This window comes from Sphingomonas sp. YR710 (genome assembly GCF_900101455.1).
Taxonomy (GTDB): Bacteria; Pseudomonadota; Alphaproteobacteria; order Sphingomonadales; family Sphingomonadaceae; genus Rhizorhabdus.
In genome coordinates this window covers 54308-76407 of sequence record NZ_FMZJ01000018.1, presented here as the reverse complement: position 1 = coordinate 76407, position 22100 = coordinate 54308, and the positions used below count along the sequence as shown (strand labels likewise).

General features: G+C 62.3%; 22 protein-coding genes. 15 read left to right on the top strand and 7 right to left on the bottom strand.

Translation table 11 applies throughout. The features are described 5' to 3' along the window. Positions 1 to 211: 211 nt before the first annotated feature. The 3 genes from BLS13_RS17825 to BLS13_RS17815 all read left to right on the top strand — a co-directional run bounded on the left by BLS13_RS17825 (position 212) and on the right by BLS13_RS17815 (position 4558). Positions 212 to 2482, top strand: a complete 2271-nt coding sequence (locus tag BLS13_RS17825; protein ID WP_093454135.1) for a glycosyltransferase family 4 protein — start codon at positions 212 to 214, stop codon at positions 2480 to 2482. A 34-nt stretch (positions 2483 to 2516) separates the two neighbouring features. Then, positions 2517 to 3800 (top strand): glycoside hydrolase family 130 protein, encoded by a 1284-nt coding sequence (locus BLS13_RS17820; RefSeq protein ID WP_093454133.1) that lies wholly within the window; start codon positions 2517 to 2519, stop codon positions 3798 to 3800. A 254-nt stretch (positions 3801 to 4054) separates the two neighbouring features. Beyond that, on the top strand, positions 4055 to 4558 hold the full coding sequence (locus BLS13_RS17815) for a DUF1993 domain-containing protein (RefSeq protein WP_093454152.1): 504 nt from the start codon (positions 4055 to 4057) through the stop codon (positions 4556 to 4558). A gap of 118 nt (positions 4559 to 4676) precedes the next feature. On the opposite strand, the gene BLS13_RS17810 is transcribed toward BLS13_RS17815, so the two are convergent. The 4 genes from BLS13_RS17810 to BLS13_RS17795 form a co-directional block, all read right to left on the bottom strand. Further along, positions 4677 to 6323 carry a M28 family metallopeptidase gene (locus tag BLS13_RS17810; RefSeq protein ID WP_093454132.1) on the bottom strand — a complete coding sequence of 549 codons (1647 nt, stop codon included), beginning with the start codon at positions 6321 to 6323 and terminating at the stop codon, positions 4677 to 4679. Positions 6324 to 6397: 74 nt separating this feature from the next. Next, complete coding sequence (locus tag BLS13_RS17805) at positions 6398 to 7171, bottom strand: VOC family protein (RefSeq protein ID WP_093454151.1); 774 nt, start codon at positions 7169 to 7171, stop codon at positions 6398 to 6400. Between the two features lie 182 nt (positions 7172 to 7353). After that, positions 7354 to 7536, bottom strand: coding sequence for a DUF1328 domain-containing protein (locus BLS13_RS17800; protein WP_037526144.1), 183 nt, complete (start codon positions 7534 to 7536; stop codon positions 7354 to 7356). A 218-nt stretch (positions 7537 to 7754) separates the two neighbouring features. Further along, positions 7755 to 8042 (bottom strand): BolA family protein, encoded by a 288-nt coding sequence (locus BLS13_RS17795; protein ID WP_093454149.1) that lies wholly within the window; start codon positions 8040 to 8042, stop codon positions 7755 to 7757. Positions 8043 to 8101: 59 nt separating this feature from the next. Here BLS13_RS17795 and BLS13_RS17790 point away from each other — a divergent pair, with 59 nt between their 5' ends. The 4 genes from BLS13_RS17790 (at position 8102) to BLS13_RS17775 (ending at position 12281) form a co-directional block, all read left to right on the top strand. Then, entirely contained in the window at positions 8102 to 8701 is a 600-nt protein-coding gene (locus tag BLS13_RS17790; protein WP_093454130.1) for a J domain-containing protein, read from the top strand. A 15-nt stretch (positions 8702 to 8716) separates the two neighbouring features. Then, positions 8717 to 9721 (top strand): cobaltochelatase subunit CobS, encoded by a 1005-nt coding sequence (cobS, locus tag BLS13_RS17785; RefSeq protein WP_037526140.1) that lies wholly within the window; start codon positions 8717 to 8719, stop codon positions 9719 to 9721. A gap of 43 nt (positions 9722 to 9764) precedes the next feature. Next, positions 9765 to 11606: a cobaltochelatase subunit CobT gene (gene cobT, locus BLS13_RS17780; RefSeq protein ID WP_093454129.1), complete on the top strand. Its 1842-nt coding sequence runs from the start codon at positions 9765 to 9767 to the stop codon at positions 11604 to 11606. Positions 11607 to 11744: 138 nt separating this feature from the next. Further along, on the top strand, positions 11745 to 12281 hold the full coding sequence (locus BLS13_RS17775) for a hypothetical protein (RefSeq protein WP_093454127.1): 537 nt from the start codon (positions 11745 to 11747) through the stop codon (positions 12279 to 12281). A 73-nt stretch (positions 12282 to 12354) separates the two neighbouring features. Here the strand turns inward: BLS13_RS17775 and BLS13_RS17770 are convergent, their stop codons facing one another. Beyond that, positions 12355 to 13950, bottom strand: coding sequence for an isocitrate lyase (locus BLS13_RS17770; RefSeq protein ID WP_093454126.1), 1596 nt, complete (start codon positions 13948 to 13950; stop codon positions 12355 to 12357). A 151-nt stretch (positions 13951 to 14101) separates the two neighbouring features. Here BLS13_RS17770 and BLS13_RS17765 point away from each other — a divergent pair, with 151 nt between their 5' ends. Beyond that, entirely contained in the window at positions 14102 to 15505 is a 1404-nt protein-coding gene (locus BLS13_RS17765; protein WP_093454124.1) for a helix-turn-helix domain-containing protein, read from the top strand. Positions 15506 to 15642: 137 nt separating this feature from the next. Continuing rightward, a complete protein-coding gene (locus tag BLS13_RS17760; protein ID WP_093454123.1) occupies positions 15643 to 15963 on the top strand; it encodes a hypothetical protein in 321 nt (106 codons plus the stop codon). Positions 15964 to 16212: 249 nt separating this feature from the next. Here the strand turns inward: BLS13_RS17760 and BLS13_RS20785 are convergent, their stop codons facing one another. Further along, on the bottom strand, positions 16213 to 16377 hold the full coding sequence (locus BLS13_RS20785; RefSeq protein ID WP_176943663.1) for a hypothetical protein: 165 nt from the start codon (positions 16375 to 16377) through the stop codon (positions 16213 to 16215). Between BLS13_RS20785 and BLS13_RS17755 the strand changes: the two genes are divergently transcribed. Together BLS13_RS17755 and BLS13_RS17750 are read left to right on the top strand one after the other, a co-directional pair. After that, positions 16376 to 16720, top strand: coding sequence for a hypothetical protein (locus tag BLS13_RS17755; RefSeq protein WP_093454121.1), 345 nt, complete (start codon positions 16376 to 16378; stop codon positions 16718 to 16720). The genes BLS13_RS20785 and BLS13_RS17755 overlap by 2 nt on opposite strands. Positions 16721 to 17247: 527 nt before the next feature. Next, complete coding sequence (locus BLS13_RS17750) at positions 17248 to 19461, top strand: TonB-dependent receptor (protein WP_176943662.1); 2214 nt, start codon at positions 17248 to 17250, stop codon at positions 19459 to 19461. A gap of 73 nt (positions 19462 to 19534) precedes the next feature. Here BLS13_RS17750 and BLS13_RS17745 read toward each other — a convergent pair whose 3' ends face one another. After that, positions 19535 to 20356: a DUF3313 family protein gene (locus BLS13_RS17745; protein ID WP_176943661.1), complete on the bottom strand. Its 822-nt coding sequence runs from the start codon at positions 20354 to 20356 to the stop codon at positions 19535 to 19537. Positions 20357 to 20628: 272 nt separating this feature from the next. Between BLS13_RS17745 and BLS13_RS17740 the strand changes: the two genes are divergently transcribed. The 4 genes from BLS13_RS17740 to BLS13_RS17725 all read left to right on the top strand — a co-directional run bounded on the left by BLS13_RS17740 (position 20629) and on the right by BLS13_RS17725 (position 22083). Next, the gene (locus BLS13_RS17740; protein WP_093454117.1) at positions 20629 to 21027 is read left to right on the top strand and encodes a group II truncated hemoglobin; all 399 of its coding nucleotides are present in this window, start codon (positions 20629 to 20631) and stop codon (positions 21025 to 21027) included. A gap of 86 nt (positions 21028 to 21113) precedes the next feature. Next, positions 21114 to 21380 carry an AbrB/MazE/SpoVT family DNA-binding domain-containing protein gene (locus BLS13_RS17735; protein ID WP_176943660.1) on the top strand — a complete coding sequence of 89 codons (267 nt, stop codon included), beginning with the start codon at positions 21114 to 21116 and terminating at the stop codon, positions 21378 to 21380. Beyond that, the gene (locus tag BLS13_RS17730) at positions 21377 to 21790 is read left to right on the top strand and encodes a type II toxin-antitoxin system VapC family toxin (RefSeq protein ID WP_093454114.1); all 414 of its coding nucleotides are present in this window, start codon (positions 21377 to 21379) and stop codon (positions 21788 to 21790) included. Before BLS13_RS17735 ends, BLS13_RS17730 begins: the two co-directional genes overlap by 4 nt. Positions 21791 to 21867: 77 nt before the next feature. After that, positions 21868 to 22083 carry a zinc-finger domain-containing protein gene (locus tag BLS13_RS17725; protein WP_256325956.1) on the top strand — a complete coding sequence of 72 codons (216 nt, stop codon included), beginning with the start codon at positions 21868 to 21870 and terminating at the stop codon, positions 22081 to 22083. Positions 22084 to 22100: the final 17 nt, after the last annotated feature.

Below are 22100 nucleotides of genomic sequence, written 5' to 3'. Positions count from 1 at the left end.
CATCGGACAGCTCCTCAATGCCTTCTCACCTCAGGAATGTGCCAACTATCTCAAAAACTCAGGCTATGCGTCAATCTAATCACAAAATGCTCTAAAGCACGTAACATGCCGCGGCGATGCAGCGTTTTGCACCGGACCTCCGCAACTTTTGGCGCTCTCGCACATTCTATAGCCTGAACTTCCGGTTAACCGGAACAGGAGCGAGGCACGGATGGCGAACAGAATCGGCGTCGAAACCATGAAGCGTATTGCCCTGATCGGAAATTTTCCGCCGCGTCTGTGTGGCATCGCCACGTTCACGCGCGACGTGCAGGCGGCCCTGACTGGGGCGTTCCCTGATCTGGCGGTCGATGCCTATGCGATGACGGATGCCGGAGGAAATTACGCTTATCCGCCGGAAGTGTGCTGCGAAATCCACCAGGATGATATCACGGATTACGCCGAAGCGGCGCGTGCCATCAATGCCAGCGGCGCCGATGCGGTGCTGATTCAGCATGAATATGGGATTTTCGGCGGCCCCGCCGGCATGAACCTGCTACGCCTTCTCGATCGGGTCGATGCCCCCGTGGTGGTGACGCTCCATACTGTATTGGAACATCCGAACACCGATCAGCGCACCGTCATTGAGGCGATCGTGCGCCGGGCAGCGAAGTTGATCGTCATGGCCGAAAAGGGCCGCGAATTGCTGCAGCGCGTCCACGGCGTGCCTGCCGATCGGATAGCGGTGGTGCCGCATGGCGTTCCCGATCGCCCGCTTGCCGATTCTGATCTGTTCAAGGGCAGGTTCGGCTTCGAGGGGCGCAGGATCATGCTCACCATGGGCCTGCTGTCGCCGAACAAGGGCATCGAGCATGTCATCCGGGCGCTACCCGGTCTCGTGAGCAAACATCCGGATCTGACATATGTGATTTTGGGCGCCACCCATCCGCACTTGCTCGCGCGTGAGGGTGAGGCATATCGCGAGAGCCTGAGTGTGCTGGCCGCCGAACTGGGGGTGGCCGATCATGTGGTCTTCCACAACCATTTCGTCGAGCAGGAGCGACTACTCGATTATATCGCGGCGGCCGACATTTATGTGACGCCCTATCTCAACGAGGCGCAGATCACCTCTGGCACGCTTTCCTATGCGATTGCACTCGGCAAGCCTGTCGTCTCTACCCCCTATTGGCATGCCAGCGAATTGCTCGCGGATGGTGTGGGCAAGCTCGTGCCCTTTGCCGACAGTTCCGCAATCGCGGCTGCTGTGTCCGAACTGCTCGACGATCCGGCGCATCTCGATTCGCTGCGGCATCGCGCATGGGCGATCGGGCGAACCATGCTCTGGCCGCGGCTCGCCGAAAGCTATGTCGCGATTTGCGAGGATGCGGTGCGGCGAAATCCGCTGAAGTTCCCGCGGGGACCGCGCCCGTCATCTCCGCTTGAACCCAGGTTGGATGCGGTCGAGCGGATGACGGACGGCACCGGAATTCTGCAGCATGCGATCTTTACGGTGCCGGATCGGAATCATGGCTATTGCGTCGATGATAATTGTCGCGCGCTGATGTTGATGCACCGGATTGACGGCGAGCTTGTACCCCGCGCTGATGAGCTCGCCGAGATCTATGCGGCGTTCGTGCAACATGCCTGGAACGGCAACGAAGGCCGATTCCGCAATTTCATGGGTTTCGATCGCGGTTGGCTCGAAAGCGTCGGATCGGATGACAGCTTCGGCCGCTCGTTGTGGGCGCTCGGTGTGACGGTATCCGAGGCGCGTTCGCCCGAACTACGGCGCTGGGGTCTGCACCTGTTCGATCAAGTCGCTCCCCATGTTCGCGCATTGGGAAGCCCGCGCACCTGGGCCTTCGCGATATTGGCGGCGGACGCCGTCTTGGAAGCCCATGCCGGCCATGTCGTTGCCCGCGCGATCATCGCCGATTTTGGCGGCCGCTTGCACGCGTTGCTCATTCAGCAACGGCGCGACGATTGGATCTGGTTCGAATCGGTGCTGAGTTACGACAATAGCCGCCTGCCGGAAGCGCTGATCCGGGCCGCATTGCGGCTCGACGATCCGGCGATGTTGCGGGATGGCGTTGCCGCACTGGGATGGATCGATGGTGTTCAGACGAATGAGGACGGTCAGTTTCGCGCGGTCGGAACCGACAGTTTCGGACACGACCACGCATTTCCGGCCTTGTTTGACCAGCAGCCGCTGGAAGCGTGGGCGACGATAGATGCGATGCTCCTTGCTTATCGGGTCACGGGTGAGCAGCGCTGGAAAGCGGCTGCCGATCGTGCGTGGAACTGGTATCTCGGCGACAATGATGTCGGCCTGCCGATCGGCCTGCCCGAAACCGGCGGCTGTTTCGATGGGCTGATGAGCGATCGCACCAATCGTAATCAGGGCGCGGAATCGATTTTGGCATTTCAATTCGCCACCTGTGCGATGGCGCGATTTGCCAAGCGGGAGATGACGAGCAATAAGCGGTTGACCATGGCGTCGTAACGCCGCCACCAATAGCGGGTCTGGACCTTAAAGCTTGTTTGATCTGATCCATTGCCCGTTGCGGCTCAAAGCCGATCCGGCGCGCGTTGTGGTGCGCCCGTTTCATATTGCCATCGAGGCCGCTGCTAACGGCGGCCGGGGCCGTGTGCGGCGCATCGTCGATTGGGTGATTGCGCTCGACGAGACGACGGCGTCGTCGGAGCTCGAACTGGTGCTGCGCGATTTCGATCTGCGGCATTGGCAGACCCGCAATGTCTTCATGAGCCGCTATGCGCAGGTCGAGGCCGGTCTGAAACTCCAGGGCGATACGCTGTCGGAAGACAAGAAGCAGTTGATCGGGGCCTTCTTCTGCCACGAATATAGCTATGCCGCCGCGGCGCTGATGAACCCCAGCATCGTTCCTCACCCCGATCAGTCTGGGCTGAGCAAGGGTGCGGTGCGGATCGTAATGTCGCTGCGAGCCGTCGGTGAGGGGCATATCAGCTCGGTCGCCTTCCGCGAGGGCATATTGGGCCCCGGCGCGACTTTCGACCTGATGCCCGAACCGCCGTTTGCGACCGCTGCCGACAGTGCGATCGAACTGGGCCATGGGGCGGTCGAGATTCACCGCCATCGCGATTCATCGCTGTCCGGCACCGTGCTTTTCCCGATGACGGAGGCGCAGAAGAACGGGCTCGAGGATCTGCGGCTCGTGCGTTTCGTTCATGCCGATGGCAAGGTGGAATGGCTCGGCACCTATACAGCCTATAATGGCACGACGATCCGTTCCGAACTGCTGCGCACGACCGATTTCCGCACCTTCGTGCTCGTGCCGATGAGCGGCCCGGCGGCCCGCAACAAGGGCATGGCGCTGTTCCCGCGCATGATCGGCGGCGAATATATGATGATCGGCCGGCAGGACGGCGAAAATCTGTTCCTGATCAAATCCGACCGGATCGACTATTGGGGCGAGGGCGAACTGCTGCTCGCGCCCCAATATGGCTGGGAACAGGTGCAGATCGGCAATTGTGGGTCGCCGATCGAGCTCGATGAGGGCTGGCTCGTGCTCACCCATGGCGTCGGGGCGATGCGCAAATATTCTATCGGCGCGGTTCTGCTCGACAAGCATGATCCGTCGAAGGTGATCGGGCGCACGCGCGAGCCTCTGCTGGCGGCGGCCGACGAGGATCGCGAAGGCTATGTTCCGAACGTGGTCTATACGTGCGGCGCGCTCAAATATGGCGAGTGGCTGTTCGTGCCTTATGGCGTGGCCGACAGTTCGGTGGCTTTTGCCTTCATCCACATCGACACGTTGATGGAGGCACTCCGCAACGAATGATGTTGGGCCGTTGATTGGCCGTGAGCGGCCATTCCGCTTTCGCATGAGAGCGGAGGAGCATCAGTGTTCTTGCTCGATCGACTGTTCAAATCGATTGTTCGTTGGGGGCCGCTGACCGTAATCTCGCCGAGCGGCCGGCACCATGTTTTCGACGAAGCATCGCCGACGCGATCGTGAGGGCGTGACAAGCCTATAACAGGATGGTACCGATCGGTACGTCGTCCGGATCGGGCGATCATCATGTGAGGACCATCATGTCGCTATCCATGTATCAGGCTTTCGTTCCCCCCGTCGTGCACCAGTTTTCGGCGCTGTCGAAGATCCTGGCGAAGGGCATGGCATTTGCCGGGGAAAAGGGCATCGATCCCGCCACCCTGACCGAAGCCCGTCTCGCCGAAGACATGTTTCCGCTCGCCAAGCAGGTGCAGGTCGCGTCCGATGTCGTCAAGGGCGGCGTTGCGCGGCTGGCCGGCATCGAAATACCGAGCTTCCCGGATACAGAAACGACGTTTCCGGAACTGCAGGAGCGGATCGCCAAGACCATCGCCTTCGTCGAGAGCGTAAGCGCGGATCAGATCGACGGCAGCGAACAGAAAACGGTGACCCTCAAGGCCGGCGAGCAGGAGTTTCCGTTCATCGGGCAGGATTATCTGCTGCAGTTCGTCCTGCCCAACTTCTACTTCCACATCACCACGGCCTACGCCCTGCTGCGCCACGCTGGCGTACCGATCGGCAAGCGGGATTTCCTCGGCATGTAGGGATAAGTCCCTCCCCTTCAGGGGAGGGGTTGGGGTGGGGGCTCTCCACGAGCGCACCGTATGCGGCTCTGCCCCACTCCCAAGCCTGGCCCTTCAGGGGAGGCGGAAAAGGCCGTAGCTACTTCCGCTCCGCCGCACTCTTGTCCCGCGTCGCCTTGAATTCGGAATCGCTGCTCCAGTTCGGCCAGGCCCGGCTATCGGCAAGCGCCCGGCCTGTATTGTAGAGCAGGGTCAGATCGGGCGTCACGCTGGATAGATCCCATGTCGCGCTCCATTCGTCGGCGGGCTGGTGATAACGTTCCTTCGTATAGGCATCGCTCAGCGCCTTGCCGCGCACCACGCCGCCGTTCAGCAGATCGAGCCCCGGCTTGAACGAGATGGCCGGCACGCCCTGCTTCGCCATTGAGAAATGATCGGAGCGATAGAAGCCGCCGGTCTCTGTGCGCGGGTCGGGGGTGTAGGTGCGGCCCAGCTTGCCGCCTTCGGCCACCAGCATGTCGAGCAGGCCGAGCCTGGCGACGCCCGATATGGTGAAATCCTTCGCGGCGCCTTCGCCGATGATATTGTCCATATTGATCATGCCGGCCGTCGTCGCGAGCGGATAGACCGGGTTGGCGCCATAATATTCGGATCCGAGCAGCCCCTTCTCCTCGGCTGTCACCGCCAGGAAGACGATCGAACGATCGGTGCGTGGCGCCTTCGCAAAGGCGCGGCCCAGTTCGATCATCGTCGCGATGCCCGAGGCATTGTCGCGCGCGCCATTATAGATGCGATCGCCCTTCGCATCCGGCAGGCCGATGCCAAGATGGTCCCAATGCGCCGAATAGATCACAGTTTCGCCCGGATGCTTCGCGCCGGGCAGGCGACCGAGTATGTTGTGTGACACGATGGTTTCGGTCTTCACGCCATAATGCGCGGTGAGGGTGGTGCCGAGTGCCACCGGCTTGAAGTTGCGGCGCTGCGCGGCCTTCTTCATCGCGTCGAAATCCATGCCCGCAGCCTTGAACAGGTCGACCGCGAGATCGCGCTGAATCCACGCCTCCATCGGCGTATGGGTGGCCTTCGGATCGGTCCGCACGATATCGAAATTGGTGATCGTGTTCGAATTTTTGACCGTCGCCCAGCCATAAGAAGCGGGCGCATATTCGTGGATCACAAGCACGCCGGCTGCGCCGCGCCGTGCGCCTTCTTCATATTTATAGGTCCAGCGGCCATAATAGGTCATCGTCTTGCCGCCGAAATCGCCTTCCCCACCTTCGAAATCGGGATCGTTGACGAGCACGACCATGATCTTTCCGCGCAGATCGACGCCCTTATAATCGTCCCAGTTGCGTTCGGGGGCGGTGACGCCATAGCCGACGAAGACCAGAGGCGCGCCTGCGACGTCGACCTGGGTCTGGCCGGTCAGCGCGGCGCGGACCGCAATCTCATTGCCCTGGGTCAGCGCCTGCGATGTGCCACCGGTCGTCAGCGACACCGATGGCGCGCCGACGATATCGGCCTTCAGCAAGGGAACGTCCTGCGTCCAGCCATGTTTCGGTCCGCCGGGCTGGAGTCCTGCCGCCTTCATGCGGCTGACGATATAGTCGATCGTTCGGGGCTCGGCCGGCGTAGCGGGGCCGCGGCCCTCGAAAGGGTCGCCGGAAAGAGCCTTGATATCCTGGCTGACGCGGGCAGGGTCGAAGGCAGGGCCCGCTGCTGGGACGCTGAGAGGCGCGAACAGCAGCAGGGAAATGCCCAGCGACGAAAACAGCTTCGGTTTCATTATGGCACCTGCGATGGGGAGGATGGCCGAAGGCTATACGGCGCATTCCTCCCCGGCAAGATGCCGATACCGGATCATCTGTCGATCGAGACCAGCCCGAAGAAAGCGCCTTGCGGATCGTTGCACTGCGCGACCCACATGGGCCCGGGAACCTCGTTGGGGCCGTTGCAGACCTTGCCGCCATTTGCCCCCACCCGCGCGATGGCAGCATCGATGCCATCGACCGTGAAATAATAGTTCCACGACGAAAAGGGCATCTCCGCCGGCTTGTTCATCATGCCGCCGATCGAAAGGTCGCCGACATCGAACAATTGATAGAGCCCCATCGGTCCCATCTCGTAGCCGGGCCCTTTGGTCCAGCCGAGCAGGCCGGCATAGAAATCGAAGGCCGCACCGGCATCGCCGGCGAACAATTCCGCCCAGGCGCCATGTCCCGGCGCGTTCGGAGTCAGCTCCACACCCTCTTCGGGCGGAATGCCCGTCATCAGCGCGAACATCGCGCCCTGGGGATCGGCGACGATCGAGAAACGCCCGACACCGGGAATATCCTCCGGCGCCTTGAAGACCTTGCCGCCCGCCTCGGCAACGGCGGCCGTGCGCGCGTCAACATCGCGGACGCCGATATAGCCGACCCATTTAGGCGGCATCCCCATCTTCGCCGCATCTTCGGGTATCGTCATCAGCCCGGCGACGGGCCTTTCGTCGACCTTGAACAGCCGGTAGTCGATGCCCGGCATCCCTGAATCCTGGGACCCCCAGCCCATGACCGCGCCGTAGAATCGTTGCGCCGCTTCGAGATCCTTGGTCATCAGTTCGTACCAGACGAAGCGGCCATGCAAGTCGGACATCTTCATTCTCCTTCATATGCTGCACCTGTCATGGCGCGAATCCATGACAGATGTTCGCATATAAAGTTGATATCAACTCAATTGGACGAGGTCAAAGCCGTAAAACAAAACGCGTCGTCCCTGCGAGGGGCCATAAGCGCGAACTTAAGGGCCTTCGCAGGGACGACGAGCGGGAGGTTTCTTTACAGCGCGTCGCTGATCTTTCGACCCGCGAACAGCGCCAGCAAAGCGAAGATGATGAAGATCGCGATCGCGAGGAAGAACAAGATCTTGGCCAGACCGACGAACGCGCCGCCGATCCCGCCAAAGCCGAGCGCGGCCATCACGACACCGACCACCAGAAAGATAAGAGCCCATTTCAGCATAGCCGTCTCCTTTGGCTGGACGATTGTTGAAACGAGCGGGCGGATGCGGGGTTCCTGTGGTGTGGAGGAAGATGAGGCTAAGATACTATGATCCTATTTTCGTCATTCCAGCGAAGGCGGGAATCCATGACGTCAGAACCGCAAGAGGTTCGGGCTTCAGAGTATATAGGTTCCCGCCTTCGCGGGAATGACGGCTGAGATCTGGCGCGCGTACCGACTCAAACTTCCTCCGGTGCCCGTGCCTTGATCGCCAGTGCATGCACCTTGTCGCGTAGCAGATCGGCCAGTGCGGCGTTGACGGCGCGCTGGCGGGCGACCCGGTTGAGCCCGCTGAATGAGGGTGCGACGATCTCGACCGTGAAGTGGCTTTCGCCCGATCCGTCATGCCCGGCGTGGCCGCTATGCTTGTCGCTATCGTCGATAACCTGCAGATGCGACGGAGCGAGCGCGTCGGTCAGGCGGCGGGTGATTTCGGCCGCGATCGGCCCGGTGGTTACATCGTTCATCGTGCCTATATAGTGCGGTCGACGAAAAATGAGGCGGGAATTGAACGAAGGCATGAAAATTGGCGGATGGTGATTCCGGGCGCCGGGCGCACACACGTTTTCACGGGCGCGTCGACGATTCGGCGCAGCCCTGCGCGCGTGCAGGGTGCGATCAGCCGGGCGAGTTTCGCGCGCCGGCCGATCGTGGCGGCCGCAACGGCTTCGACGGCCCAGGGGCATGGCAGTGGCTGTGCCTCGATCACGTCCGCGCATTCAACAGCAGCTATAATTTTTTCGCCGGGATGAGCCCGGACGAGATCGAGGCCGAGCAGACGCCGTTCGGCGGCTGGGAACGCGAAACCCGCGCCTTTTCGCCAAATCCGAAGACAGGTCCACGCTGGGCCGATTTCACCGATCCGCTCGATGCGATCGGCGCCCGATTTGCAGGCGGCCGCGGTGCACGCAAGGATGGTCGCGAACTCTCCGATGGCGATCGGCGCGCTTTGAAGATATTGGGTCTCGACAAGGATAGCGATCGCCGCCAGTTGCGGATGCGCTATGCCGAGCTCGTCCGCCGCTACCATCCTGACCGCAATGGCGGCGACCGTAGCCACGAGAAGGCGTTGCAGGACGTGATTTCCGCCTATACGCAGCTCAAAAGCCGCCCGGCGTTCGCTTGAAGTAAAGGTTTCGTGATGACCGATCTACCCAACACCCAGCCCGACAGCCGATCGGAGACGATTCTGGATGCGCCCGACCGGATGGTGAAGGTGCGCGAGATGTTCGGGATCGACAGCGACATGGAGGTGCCGGCCTTCTCCGAAGCCGATGAGCGCGTGCCCGATCTCGATCCGGCCTATGTGTTCGATCCAGACACGACCCTCGCGATCGCCGCCGGCTTCGCCTATAACCGCCGCGTGATGGTGCAGGGTTATCACGGCACCGGAAAATCGAGCCATATCGAACAGGTTGCGGCGCGGCTGAAATGGCCGTGCGTGCGCATCAACCTCGATGCGCATATCAGCCGCATCGATCTGGTCGGCCGCGACGCGATCGTGCTCAAAGATGGCCAGCAGGTGACCGAATTTCGCGAAGGCCTGCTGCCCTGGGCGCTGCAGACGCCGACCGCGATCGTGTTCGACGAATATGATGCCGGCCGGCCGGACGTGATGTTCGTGATCCAGCGCGTGCTCGAAGCGGAAGGCAAGCTGACCCTGCTCGATCAGAATCGGGTGATTCGGCCGAATCCGTGGTTCCGGCTGTTCGCGACGGCGAATACGGTCGGGCTCGGCGATACGACCGGGCTCTATCATGGCACGCAGCAGATAAACCAGGGCCAGATGGACCGCTGGAACATCGTGGTCACGCTCAACTATCTGCCGGCCGCGACCGAGGCGCAGATCGTGCTCGCCAAATCGGGCGAATATGACAAGCCTGACGGCAAGAAGATCGTCGACAATATGGTGAAGGTCGCCGATTTCACCCGGCAGGGCTTCATCGCCGGCGATATCTCGACCGTGATGAGCCCGCGCACCGTGATCAGCTGGGCGCAGAATGCACTGATCTTCAACGATGTCGGTTTCGCCTTCCGGCTGACCTTCCTCAACAAATGCGACGAAAGCGAGCGTTCGCTGGTGGCCGAATATTATCAGCGGGTGTTCGGCAAGGATCTGCCGGAAAGCGTGGTCGGCAAGGCATGACGCAGGCCGACGAAGCCCGGCGGCGCGCGATGCGGGTCGGCTGATGGCCGACCAGTCGCCGATCGAGGCGTTCCGTCTCGTGCTGGGTGGCACCGCGCGGGCGATCGCGCGCGAGCCCGAGCTGGAGCTGAACTTCACGGCGGAAGCGCCGTCGGCTTCCTACAAGCAGATTCGCGTGCCGATGCCGTCGCGTACCTTGCCGGCGCAGCAGGTGGCCGAGGCACGCGGCTTCGCCGACGGCTTCGCGCTCCGGCTGCGTCATCACGACGCGAAGATTCACGACCGTTCGGCGCCCGCCGAGCCGGTCGCGCGCGCCGTCTATGACGCCGTCGAGCAGGCGCGGGTCGAGGCGCTCGGCGCGCGCGCGATGGAGGGGGTGCGCGCCAATCTGTCGCACGCGCTCGACGTCAAGTTGCGCTCTGATCCGCTGGTGCGCGCGCGCAATCGTGACGAGGTGCCGTTGTCGACGGCGATCGGCCTGCTGGTGCGCGAGCGGCTGACCGGCGATGCCCCGCCCGCCGTCGCGGTACCGGGCCTGTCGCTGGTCCGTCAGTGGATCGAGGAGAAAGCGGGCGCCGATCTCGACGCGCTCGGCCTCGTGCTCGACGATCAGCGCGCCTTCGCGAAGCTGGTCGGGCGGTTGCTGCAGGATCTGGAACTCGTCGATGCCGACGCCGTGCCCGAAACCGATCCGATGGACGGCGAGGATGACGAAGGCGAGGATCAGAGCGAAGGTCAGGACGAGGAGGATCAGAGCGACGATTCCGGCGGCAGCAGCGACAGCCAGATGGAGACGCGGTCCGAACAGTCCGAACAAGGGGATGACGAGGGCGAGCAGAGCCAGCTCGACGAGGACCAGCTGACCGACAGCGACAGCGATATGGGCGACGAGGGCGAAGAGGGCATGATGCCTGTCCGTCCGAACCGGCCGGTGTCGGATATGTTGCCCGGCTTCGACTATCAGCCCTACACGACCCGCTTCGACGAGGAGATCGCCGCGGTCGACCTGTGCGACGATGCCGAACTGACGCGCCTGCGCGCCTATCTCGATCAACAGCTCGTCCATCTGCAGGGCGCGGTGACCAAGCTTGCGAACCGGCTTCAGCGCAAATTGATGGCGCAGCAGAACCGGAGCTGGGATTTCGATCAGGAGGAGGGGCTGCTCGATGCCGCCCGGCTCGCCCGCGTGGTGATCAACCCGGCCCATTCGCTGAGCTACAAGATCGAGCGCGAGACCAAGTTTCGCGATACCGTCGTCACCCTGCTGATCGACAATTCGGGCTCGATGCGCGGCCGGCCGATCTCGATCGCGGCGATCTGCGCCGATATCATGGCGCGCACGCTCGAACGTTGCGGCGTCAAGACCGAGATATTGGGCTTCACGACGCGTGCCTGGAAGGGCGGACAATCGCGCGAGGCGTGGCTGGGGGCAGGGCGCCCGCCGTCGCCGGGCCGGCTCAACGATCTGCGGCACATCATCTACAAGAAGGCCGATGAGCCATGGCGGCGCGCGCGCAAGTCGCTCGGCCTGATGATGCGCGAAGGCCTGCTCAAGGAAAATATCGACGGCGAGGCGCTGCTTTGGGCGCACAACCGGATGATCGGCCGATCGGAAGAGCGCAAGATCCTGATGGTGATCTCGGACGGCGCGCCGGTCGACGATTCGACTTTGTCGGTCAACAACGGCTCTTATCTCGAGCGCCACCTGCGGCAGATGATCGCCTGGATCGAGAATCGCTCGCCGGTCGAGCTGATCGCGATCGGCATCGGTCATGATGTGACGCGCTATTATAATCGCGCGGTGACGATCATGGATGTCGAGCAACTGGGCGGCACGATGGTCGAGCAACTCGCGGCGTTATTCGAGGACGAGAAGACACGTTAAGAAAAAGCCCCTCCCCTTCAGGGGAGGGGTTGGGGTGGGGCGTCCGCGTCTCACCGAGACCAGCGCTTCAGAGGAGGCGAGGCCCCACCCCCACACCTCCCCTGAAGGGGAGAGGCTTATTATCTGTAAGGGCCAACAATGATCAAGCTGAGCACCCGCCCCTTCTGGCAAACCCCGATGGCGCCCGCGCTGCTGACCCTGCTGATCGCGATAGTGTCGCGGTTCAGCACCGGCTTCGGCATGTTGCTGATCGTCATCATGGCGGTGTCGACGCTGTTGGTCATGACGTGCAGCCTGATCGCCCTGAGTCATTTCGCGCGCTTTGCCGCTGCGCGCCTCGAAAACGGGATCAGCATCGCGCTGATCGTCGCATCGATCGTCTCGCTGTGCACAAGCGGTGCGATCATCGACCAGAGCCGGTTCATGTTCTGGTCCGCCCGGCATCGGCGCGTGCTGCAGGAGGCGACGCGCAAGGATGGTCCGGTGCCGCAATGGAGCGCGTCAGGTGGTGCCGACGGGGCGGCGGTTCTGGTTGTCGACACGCACGATGCTCTCGCCACGCCGGCCGGTGCCGAGGATTGGCGTCAGCGCACCGGCTGGCCGTGTCCGATCGCCGGTGCCCGGCGCATGTCCAGCCGGGTCTATATGGTAACCAGCGGTCGTTGCGCATCGTGACCGGGGCGCAAAAGTAAAGCGGCCCAGGGCTGAAAGCCCCGGGCCGCCTGCACCCTCCCCAGGGTGACCCTTGTTAGGCCGCGAACTGGTTCATCGTATTGTGCGCCCCGCCGGCCTTCAGCGCGGCTTCTCCGGCGAAATATTCCTTGTGATCGTCGCCGATGTCGGATCCCGACATGTTCTGATGCTTCACGCAGGCGATCCCCTGGCGGATCTCCTGACGCTGCACGCCCTTCACATAGCCGAGCATGCCGGCGTCGCCGAAATATTCCCTGGCCAGATTGTCGGTCGACAAAGCCGCGGTGTGATAGGTCGGCAGCGTGATCAGATGGTGGAAGATGCCGGCCCGCTTCGCGCCGTCCTTCTGGAAGGTGCGGATGCGCTCGTCGGCTTCGGTGCCGAGTTCGGTGCCGTCATAGTCGACGCTCATCAGCTTGGCGCGGTCATAAGCCGAGACGTCCTTGCCGGCTTCCACCCACGCATCATAGACCTGCTGGCGGAAGTTGAGCGTCCAGTTGAACGAGGGAGAATTATTGTACACCAGCTTGGCGTTGGGGACGACTTCGCGGATGCGATCGACCATCGAGGCGATCTGCTCGATATGTGGCTTCTCGGTCTCGATCCACAACAGGTCGGCGCCATGCTGGAGCGAGGTGATGCAATCGAGCACGCAGCGATCGGCACCGGTTCCGGGGCGGAACTGGAACAGGTTGCTCGGCAGGCGCTTCGGGCGCAGCAGCTTGCCGTCGCGGTTCAGGATCACGTCGCCATTGCGTGCGGTCGCCGGATCGATCTCCTCGCAATCGAGGAAGCTGTTATACTGGTCACCGATATCGCCGGGCTCGTTGCTGATTGCGATCTGCTTGGTGAGGCCTGCGCCGAGCGAGTCGGTGCGGGTGACGACGATGCCGTCCTCGATGCCGAGTTCGAGGAACGCATAGCGGCACGCGCGGACCTTCGCGAGGAAATCCTCATGCGGCACGGTGACCTTGCCGTCCTGATGCCCGCACTGCTTTTCGTCGGAAACCTGATTTTCGATCTGCAGCGCGCAGGCGCCGGCCTCGATCATCTTGCGGGCGAGCAGATAGGTCGCCTCGGCATTGCCGAAGCCGGCATCGATATCGGCGATAATCGGCACGACATGGGTCTGATAATTCTCGACCTGGCCGAGCAGCTGCTTTTCCTTGATCTGGTCGCCGGCATCGCGGGCGGCGTCGATCTCGCGGAACATCATGCCGAGTTCGCGGGCGTCAGCCTGACGCAGGAAGGTGTACAGCTCCTCGATCAGCGCGGGCACGCTCGTCTTTTCGTGCATCGACTGATCGGGCAGCGGCCCGAATTCGGAACGCAAAGCCGCGACCATCCAGCCCGACAGATAGAGATAACGGCCCTTGGTGGTGCCGAAATGCTTCTTGATCGAGATCATCTTCTGCTGGCCGATGAAGCCGTGCCAGCAGCCGAGCGACTGGGTGTAGTTCGCCGGATCGGCATCATAAGCGGCCATGTCGCGGCGCATGATCGCGGCGGTGTAGCGCGCGATATCGAGGCCCGAGCGGAACCGGTTCTGGAGGCGCATACGGGTTACCGCTTCCGCGCTGATTCCGTCCCATGTGCCATTCTTGCTCGCGATGAGCGTGTTCAGCTGGGTGATGGTATCCTGGTACGACATGGACTTGTGCCTTCGAATCGCCGATGTGATGGACGACGATTAGGGCGTTTCTCGCAGCTGCGAGAGAGGCCGCGAAGTTTAGCTGTAACACTTTACAAACAATTGGTGTAAAGTTGTATAGTAACGACAATGCGGTCCGGAGCAGCATGCTATGTCCAATGAACGCCCCGTCTATATGGGCCCGCGCCTGAAAAGGCTGCGGCGTGACCTGGGGCTGACGCAGGCCAATATGGCGTCGGATCTCGATATCTCGCCATCCTATGTCGCGCTGCTGGAACGCAATCAGCGGCCGCTGACGGCGGACATGCTGCTGCGGCTCGCGCGGACCTATCGGATGGATATGTCCGAACTCGCCGGCGACGGCGGCGCCGAATATACCGCCCGGTTGCAAGGCGTGTTCAAGGATCCGATGTTTACTGACATCGATCTGCCGCCGCTCGAGACGGCCGATGTCGCCACCTCCTATCCCGGCGTCACCGAGGCGTTGCTCCGCCTCTATACCGCCTATCAGGAGGATCAGCTCGCGCTCGCCGATCGCGGCGCGGGCGGCGAGCGGGTAGCCGAAGCGCCCGATCCGGTCGCCGAGGCGCGGCGCTTCCTGGCGGCGCGGCGCAACAGCTTTCCGGCGCTCGACGACGCCGCCGAGCGGCTGGCGCAGACGATCGGCGGGCAGGAGGGGCTGATCGCGCATCTCAAGACCCGCCACAATCTGCGCGTGCGCCGGCTGCCGCCCGACGTGATGGTCGGATCGATCCGGCGCTATGATCGCCACCGCGACGAGGTATTGCTCGATGACACGCTGAGCGGCCCGAGCCAGGCGTTCCAGCTTGCGCTGCAGATCGCCTATCTGGAGATGCGCCGCGATATCGATGCGGTGCTCAAGGAGGGGAGCTTCGCCACCGACGGCGGCGAACGGCTGACCCGCAAGGCGCTCGCCAGCTATGCGGCGGCGGCGTTGCTGATGCCCTATTCGACCTTCGCCCGGGCGGTCGAGATGCGCCATTATGACGTTGAGGCGCTGGCCCGCCAATTCGGCACCAGCTTCGAACAGGCCGCGCACCGGCTGACGACTTTGCAGAAGCCCGGCCACGAACGCGTGCCCTTCTTCTTCATCCGGGTCGATCCGGCGGGCAATATTTCGAAGCGGCTCGACGGTGCCGGCTTCCCGTTCGCGCGCCATGGCGGCGGCTGCCCGCTCTGGTCGGTCCATCAGGTTTTCCGCACGCCGCGTGAGATCGTTACGCAATGGCTCGAACTGCCCGACGGCCAGCGCTTCTTTTCGATCGCGCGCACGGTGACGGCGGGCGGCGGCGCATATGGCGTGCCGAAGGTCGAGCGCGCGATCGCTTTGGGTTGCGCCGCCGAACATGCCGGCAAATTGGTCTACACGCGCGGTCAGCCGGCGGGCGAGATCAAGCCCACCCCGATCGGCACGAGCTGCCGCCTGTGCCACCGCACCGAATGCACGGCCCGATCTGCGCCGCCGATCGGGCGGCAGTTGTTGCCCGACGATTACCGGCGGGCGATCGCTCCGTTCGGGTTTTCGGACGGGTGATCCGCCGGGAAAATGCCGCTGTCGGTTTCCGTCGACGATGAGTTGGGTGGGGCCATAAACGCGGGCGTTCGTCCCGATGCCTTCCAAGCGACCGCAATCGACTGGTTTGCAGACGAAGACGTGCTAGGCGTGTCGACATGACTAAAATTCACAGGCTTGCCGGTATCGTCGACGTCGATGGGCTCCAATATGAGTGGGAACTCCGGAGCGAGCCGCAATGGGCCGAGTCCGAAGGCTGGAAGGGCATGACAGTCGCCTTGCTGCAGAAAGACACACAGCGCGGAGCATTGCTGGAATTTCCCCCGCCGAAACGCTTGTTGAAGGGGCTGCAGCGGGGCCGTCTCCAGGTGAGTGACGCTATTGTTTCTCGGGGAATTCGTGCAGCTTTACTGGCTGGGTGGGAGCCCGCGTCTCGAGGCAAGCCTGTCGTGTTCACGGTCGACGCGGACGGCAATTAGTCGCGAGCTGCGAACCGGGGCAGGAGAGTCGGGGCGGCTGCCGTCGCTGGATTCGGTCGTTCCGCGCAATCCACCCAAGATCGCCGATCGAGCAGCGACTTCGCCCCAGCAGGCAGGTCGCCCGATCGCGATCCTCTGCTGCTCCCGATCTCAGCTGGTCATCATGAACGGCTGGATTTTCTAGCTCCGGTCATCCGGGAGCCGAGTGCCGCATCTCTCCTTTCCGGTCGATTCTTGCCACCCCGTTCTCTAACGGTTGGGGCTGACCCTTGCCGCGAAAATGACCGCCGCTTGCTGTGGCTGGACAATGTTCTCTTTTTGTTCTATTCCAGCTTCAGTGCGTAATCGGATCAGGAGGTAGCCGCCGGGCAGGCCGCCGCTTTCCACCGCGAAACGAGCGAGGAGTTCAGTCATGAGCCGCCTTTGGGATACACCGGAATTCTGGGCCCGGTCGGAGGCCGATGAAATGTTGCGCGATTTTCCCGCAACCGACGTCGCTGCGCTTGCCGACAGCATGGAAAAATTGCCCGACAGCTATGATGGCGATCCGCAGTTCACCCTGAATCTCGTTACCGAGCTGCGCCATCGCGCGGTTGCCGGTGTTCGGTTCTGGCCGGAGTATGACGGCCTCGACCGTATCGAACGGGAGGTTCGCGCCGCCGTCGCGGGCAGCGCGACCACGGCATTGCGAGCCGATGCGGATGATAGCGATCCGGAGGAGGCTGAGGTGGCTACTCAATGGTGGCAACGCTGGTAAGTCGGCTCGCCGATTTTGCGGCCATGCGTGATAAGCGCGTGGGCGATGCGCTGGCATGGGCTCGCGGTTCCGGCTGAGAGGGAAGCAACGCGGCGCAGCGGGCTGCCTGTCCGCCCCGTCCGCGCCGGAGTCGCGTCCGCACAAGTCATCAGATCATCGGCCAGATGAAGTTCACTGGCTTACCCAAGCCAGATCTGGGGAAGTAACCGAACGTCAGGCTATGGCAAAATGACCTTCCCAAAGGGGGTGCTCACACAAAAGCACCCATATATTTGCTGTGGAAGATGCCGAATCCCGGCGATGCCTGGGCGGCATGAATTATCCTTCAACCAGTTCGCGCTTGATTTTTGTTGTCGTGTCGTTCGGAAATGGGCCGCTTCAAGTTCGATGCTTCGCGGTTCCATATCGGCCGATATGGCAACGACGAAGCCAAAATATTTGAAGGCGTGGTTGCGAGAGGCCAACGAAGGCCCGGCAACCAGAACAACATAAAGAATAACAATAAAAGGTGAGGATATATGCCGAACATGCCCAGAACAGCCTTGCTTGGCGCCGTGGCCGCCTGCGCGGCGCATGGCGCGGTCTATGCTCAGGCCGCCCCCGCGGTGGCATCGGCCGCGAATGCACAAAGCCCGGCCCAGGAACCCTCCTCGCAGGACATCATCGTGACCGCGCAGCGCCGCAGCGAGTTGCTGCGCGATGTGCCGATCTCGATCACCGCTTTCAACAGCGAGAGCCTGGCCAAGACCGGTGTCACCGATGCGCGCGGGCTGATGCAGGTTACGCCCGGCCTCAATTTTCAGCAATTCGGTTCATCCGCGCAGCCGCTGATCCGCGGCATCGGTTCGACCGGCGGGTCGGTCGGCGACAGTTCGAACGTCGCCATCTATATCGATGGTGTCTATCAGCCTTTCCAGGCCGCCAACTTTCTCCGCTTCGAGGATATCGACCGGATCGAAGTTCTCAAGGGTCCGCAGGGCACGCTGTTCGGCCGAAACGCCGCAGGCGGCGCGATCAGCATCACCACGCTCAAGCCATCGCTCAATGCGGCGACCGGCAAGTTCAGCGTCGGCTATGGCCGCTTCAACGAAGTGGAGCTGAACGGCTTCGTTTCCACCCCGCTGTCCGACAAGTTGGCTGTCAGCCTGTCCGGAAATTTCACGCGCAATGACGGTTTCCGCCGCGATATCTTCCTCAACCGCGATGTCGGCTATCTCCGCTCGCACAGCGTGCGCGGCAAGCTGCTGTTCGAGCCCGATCCTGCGACGCAGATTCTCGTCAGCGGCTATTATCGGTGGAGCAACGATCTCAGCAGCTTCGGCAACCAGCCGCTCAACGGCAATACCGTGATCCGCAGGACCGTCCCAAACATTCTCCTCGCCAATGAACCCAATACGTCGGCGCTCACCGTGGAGAACGTCAATCAGGTGAAGGTCTATGGCGGCAGCCTCAACATCGAGCATGATCTGGGCTTCGCGAAGCTGACGTCTTTAACCGCCTTCTCGAATGCGCGGCAGTTCGTCTTCACCGACTCCGATCTTACGCCGGCGGCGAACCTGCAGACGAAGATCAATTTCGGCACCGACATGGTCTCGCAGGATCTGACGCTGACGTCGACGAACCAGGGCCCGTTGAGCTGGCTGGTGGGGGGAACCTACTACAGGGAACATGGCTTTTTCAGGAGCAATACGTTCGGCGGCCTGTTCGTGCCGTCGGATTCGCCGCCGCTCACCGCGGGACGCTTCATTCCCGACGTCGACATCAAGGCCTATGCCGTTTTCGCCGAATTGACCTACCGCATCACCGATCGGCTGACCGCGGTTGCGGGCGGTCGCTACAGTAACGACAGGCCTTCTTATACCGGTACGACCATCGTCGTTGCCACCGGCCTGCCCAACACGGCGGCCCAGGTCAGCCCGTCGGAATCCTTTTCGAGCTTCACGCCCCGCGTCGCGCTGCGTTATGCGGTCACGCCCACGCTCAATGCTTATGCAAGCTACAGCCGGGGCTTCAAGTCCGGCGTGTTCAACTCCAACGGCCTGCAGGTGGACGCGGTCAAGCCGGAAACCGTCGACGCATTCGAAGTCGGCATGAAGGGTTCGCTGTCATCGGTATTTTCGTTCGACACAGCGGCATATTATTATGATTACAAGAACCTCCAGCAGCTCTCGTTCGGCACGACTCCGACGACGCTGATCCTGCGCAACGCGGCCAAGGCGGAGATTTACGGCTTCGAAGCCAATGTCACCGCCCGGCCGCTGGCGGGCCTGACGCTGCGCGGCGGCCTGGGCTATGTCCATGGCGAGTATAAAAGCTTCCCCGGCGCGCAGGGCTTCCGTCCGACCACCGACGCCAATGGGGTTCCGATCGGTGGCAACACGTCGTTCATCTTCGATGCCTCTGGCCATCCGATGATCCGCACGCCGCGGGTGCAGGCGAACGGCACCGTCGCCTATGAGACGGCGATCGCCAATGGCGGCAAGCTGACCGTCAACGTCACCGGCTCCTATACCGCCAAGATGTACCATGACGTTTCGAGCAACACCGTCCAGCCGGCCTTCACCGTCGTCAACGGCAGCATGAGCTATACCACGCCGGATCAGCGCTGGCGCTTGACGATCTGGGGAAACAATATCCTGAATGAGACCTATATTGCGGGCATCCTGATTTCGGGAACCGCGACGGCGGTCACTTATTCGAAACCGGCAACATATGGCGTCAAGCTGGGCTATATGTTCTGAGATCAGGCCTTGGCGTCAGAGTCTGTTTGCAAATGCGCCAAAGGCGCATTTGCAAACAGACTCTCCGGGCGAGTCAGTCAAGCGTTTCCTTCTGTGAAACACTCGTCCCGGCGACCTGGGGCATATAGAGACCGGTGACGCCGCCCACAAAGCCGTTGGCAACGGTTCGGCCGATGTTTTTGCGTGATCCGAAATGGTCGCAGGGCCCAGGCTTGTCCGTCTTGATCTTCGGACGATTTTCGCTCGCAAAAGCCTTGGCGACGGTGTCGCCCAGCGGCTCGGCGAGTTGCAGGGCATCACCCGCGCGCGACAGGGACGGCTTGGTCCGGCCGGCGATCTCCACATTACGCGCCCACAGCATCGCGGCGACCTGCCGACCGTCGGGCGCCAGCAATTCGGATTCGACGGCAAGGCCGCCAGTCGATGACGGCAGGCGGAATTTGACGACCGGCACCGGATTGACGAAGTCGACGGCCGCCGCAACCACCGAGCCAACCCGGCTGTTCGATTGCAGGCGGACGATTGCGGTCCTGATCGTCGAAGCGTCAGGGCCGGGCGTCTGTGCGATCAGGAAGCGCTCGCTGATCTCGAAGCAGATCTGCCGGTTGACCTCGTGCAGCACCATGGCCTTTTCTTCGGCGGTCAGTTTTGTTTCGATGTCGGGAGCGATCTCGGCGGGCTGGATGAAGACCGTCCGGATCGCATCCGAAGCCGCGTCGTCGCGATGATAGGCTGACGCTTTCCTGTTCTTTTCCGGCGCGGGCAGGGTGGCATAGCTGGAGAGAAAGCCCGATCGTGCGGCGGGGCCACTCTGGCAACCCGACGTCGCGAGAGCGATCGCGGCGAGGATCAAAGCCCGGTGGGGAGGCAGGGTGTTGGAAAGGGCAAAGGACATGATGTTGCTCCATTTCCCTTGCGATCCGGCAAGGGGGTGGCGTTGCGGTGGCGCCTCGCCCGCATTTTGTCCCGGCGCAAACCGAGGTGTTCGGGTGGGCAAAGCAAATCTCTCGAGGAACTCGCTTCTGCCCCTGAGACACCATCGGCCGGCTGGCCCCTCATCTGAAAATTCGGGCCGTTCGTCGTCACGATCATGACCTGAATCAAAGCGCGGGGAGTCTGCCGATGCCATGTGCACGCACTACCCTTGCATAAAAGGACGGTGAGAGAATGGCCGAGGCCGATACCGCGATCCTGTCGAGGACGCCTTATGAGATGATCGGTGGCGCCCGTGTCGTGCGTGCCATCGTCGATCGCTTCTACGATCTGATGGAACAGGACGATCGTTACGCCGATCTGCGCGCGCTCCATGCACCCGATCTCGCGCCGATGCGCGATTCGCTGGCCGGCTTTCTCAGCGCCTGGCTCGGCGGACCGCGCGACTGGTTCGCGCAGCGGCCGGGGGCCTGCATCATGTCGGCGCACGGCAGGATGGCGATCGAAGCGACGACGGCGGACCAGTGGATTGATGCGATGACGCGGGCGATCGCCGAATCCGAAGTGGACTTCAACCTCGGGCGGCGGATGGGCGACGCGCTTGGCGGCATGGCGCGGGCGATGGCGCGGTAACATCCGTTCGTCGATGATGCCGCAATTGCCTTGTCTTTGGGGTTGGGGATATGCCAGAATATTCCAAACGCCATGGAGCTATCGCAATGACCCAGGTGATCGTCGGCAAATGGGGCAAAAATCTCGCCATTCGTGTGCCTTTCGACGTCGCACGGGCATCTGGCCTGAGTGATGGCGAGCAGGTCGAGATCGAAACCCAGGATGGCGATATCCTCATTCGTCGGTCGGCCGCACACGCCCAAAGCCGCAGGGATGCCGAGAATGCGGCGGCTGAAATCATCGCCGAAAGCAAGGCGCGTTCGCTCGGCGGCCTGTCGATCAGGGATTTGCTCGACGAGGGACGGCGGGGGTGACAGTCGTCCTCGATGCATCGATGGCGATTAGCTGGCTGTTCGAGGATGAGCGCACCGAAGCCGCGCATAATGTCCTGTTACGTATCGTCGCCGAAGGCGCGGTCGTCCCGTCTTTGTGGAGGCTGGAAGTCGCGAATGTGCTCCGCAACGCAGTCCGCCGCGGCCGCTGCGACGAAGCTTTTGTCGATCAGTCGCTCACTCGTCTCGAGCGTCTGGGGCTCGCCATCGATGACGAAACGGATATCCACGCCTGGGGTGCAACCCATACGCTTTCGCGCGAACAAGGCCTCACGCCTTATGACGCCGCATATCTCGAGCTCGCCGTGCGAAAACGGTGGCCTTTGGCATCATGCGATAACGACCTTGTCGCAGCCGCCCGGCGGCGCTCGGTTGAGGTCTTGTCCGTCTGATCGGGGCTCTCTCACAATCGGCATGATCGCGCATCCCCGGATTGCGTGCCGCCCCGGCGCTTGCTAATCGGCTGCTCATGAGCACCGCGCCCGCCAACATGCCCGAAACCGTCCGCGTCACCACGGCCCGCATATCCTGCGACGGCGCCAGCGATATTCCGGGCGGGGCCGCTCTCGGCCACCCGCGGGTGTTCATCCAGATCGACGAATCGGGTGCGGCCGATTGCGGTTATTGCGACCGGCATTTCATTTTGATCGGCGGACCTGCGGATCATACTGGATCGCACGCTTAAGGCGCCTATATCTGTGG

Bases quoted from the DNA above. Each gene is read 5' to 3' on its own strand.
- BLS13_RS17825 (WP_093454135.1), top strand. From the start codon at position 212: ATGGCGAACAGAATCGGCGTCGAAACCATGAAGCGTATTGCCCTGATC.
- BLS13_RS17815 (WP_093454152.1), top strand. From the start codon at position 4,055: ATGTCGCTATCCATGTATCAGGCTTTCGTTCCCCCCGTCGTGCACCAG.
- BLS13_RS17810 (WP_093454132.1), bottom strand. From the start codon at position 6,323: ATGAAACCGAAGCTGTTTTCGTCGCTGGGCATTTCCCTGCTGCTGTTC.
- BLS13_RS17805 (WP_093454151.1), bottom strand. From the start codon at position 7,171: ATGTCCGACTTGCATGGCCGCTTCGTCTGGTACGAACTGATGACCAAG.
- BLS13_RS17800 (WP_037526144.1), bottom strand. From the start codon at position 7,536: ATGCTGAAATGGGCTCTTATCTTTCTGGTGGTCGGTGTCGTGATGGCC.
- BLS13_RS17795 (WP_093454149.1), bottom strand. From the start codon at position 8,042: ATGAACGATGTAACCACCGGGCCGATCGCGGCCGAAATCACCCGCCGC.
- cobS (WP_037526140.1), top strand. From the start codon at position 8,717: ATGACCGATCTACCCAACACCCAGCCCGACAGCCGATCGGAGACGATT.
- cobT (WP_093454129.1), top strand. From the start codon at position 9,765: ATGGCCGACCAGTCGCCGATCGAGGCGTTCCGTCTCGTGCTGGGTGGC.
- BLS13_RS17775 (WP_093454127.1), top strand. From the start codon at position 11,745: ATGATCAAGCTGAGCACCCGCCCCTTCTGGCAAACCCCGATGGCGCCC.
- BLS13_RS17770 (WP_093454126.1), bottom strand. From the start codon at position 13,950: ATGTCGTACCAGGATACCATCACCCAGCTGAACACGCTCATCGCGAGC.
- BLS13_RS17765 (WP_093454124.1), top strand. From the start codon at position 14,102: ATGTCCAATGAACGCCCCGTCTATATGGGCCCGCGCCTGAAAAGGCTG.
- BLS13_RS17760 (WP_093454123.1), top strand. From the start codon at position 15,643: ATGACTAAAATTCACAGGCTTGCCGGTATCGTCGACGTCGATGGGCTC.
- BLS13_RS17755 (WP_093454121.1), top strand. From the start codon at position 16,376: ATGAGCCGCCTTTGGGATACACCGGAATTCTGGGCCCGGTCGGAGGCC.
- BLS13_RS20785 (WP_176943663.1), bottom strand. From the start codon at position 16,377: ATGACTGAACTCCTCGCTCGTTTCGCGGTGGAAAGCGGCGGCCTGCCC.
- BLS13_RS17750 (WP_176943662.1), top strand. From the start codon at position 17,248: ATGCCCAGAACAGCCTTGCTTGGCGCCGTGGCCGCCTGCGCGGCGCAT.
- BLS13_RS17745 (WP_176943661.1), bottom strand. From the start codon at position 20,356: ATGTCCTTTGCCCTTTCCAACACCCTGCCTCCCCACCGGGCTTTGATC.
- BLS13_RS17740 (WP_093454117.1), top strand. From the start codon at position 20,629: ATGGCCGAGGCCGATACCGCGATCCTGTCGAGGACGCCTTATGAGATG.
- BLS13_RS17735 (WP_176943660.1), top strand. From the start codon at position 21,114: ATGACCCAGGTGATCGTCGGCAAATGGGGCAAAAATCTCGCCATTCGT.
- BLS13_RS17725 (WP_256325956.1), top strand. From the start codon at position 21,868: ATGAGCACCGCGCCCGCCAACATGCCCGAAACCGTCCGCGTCACCACG.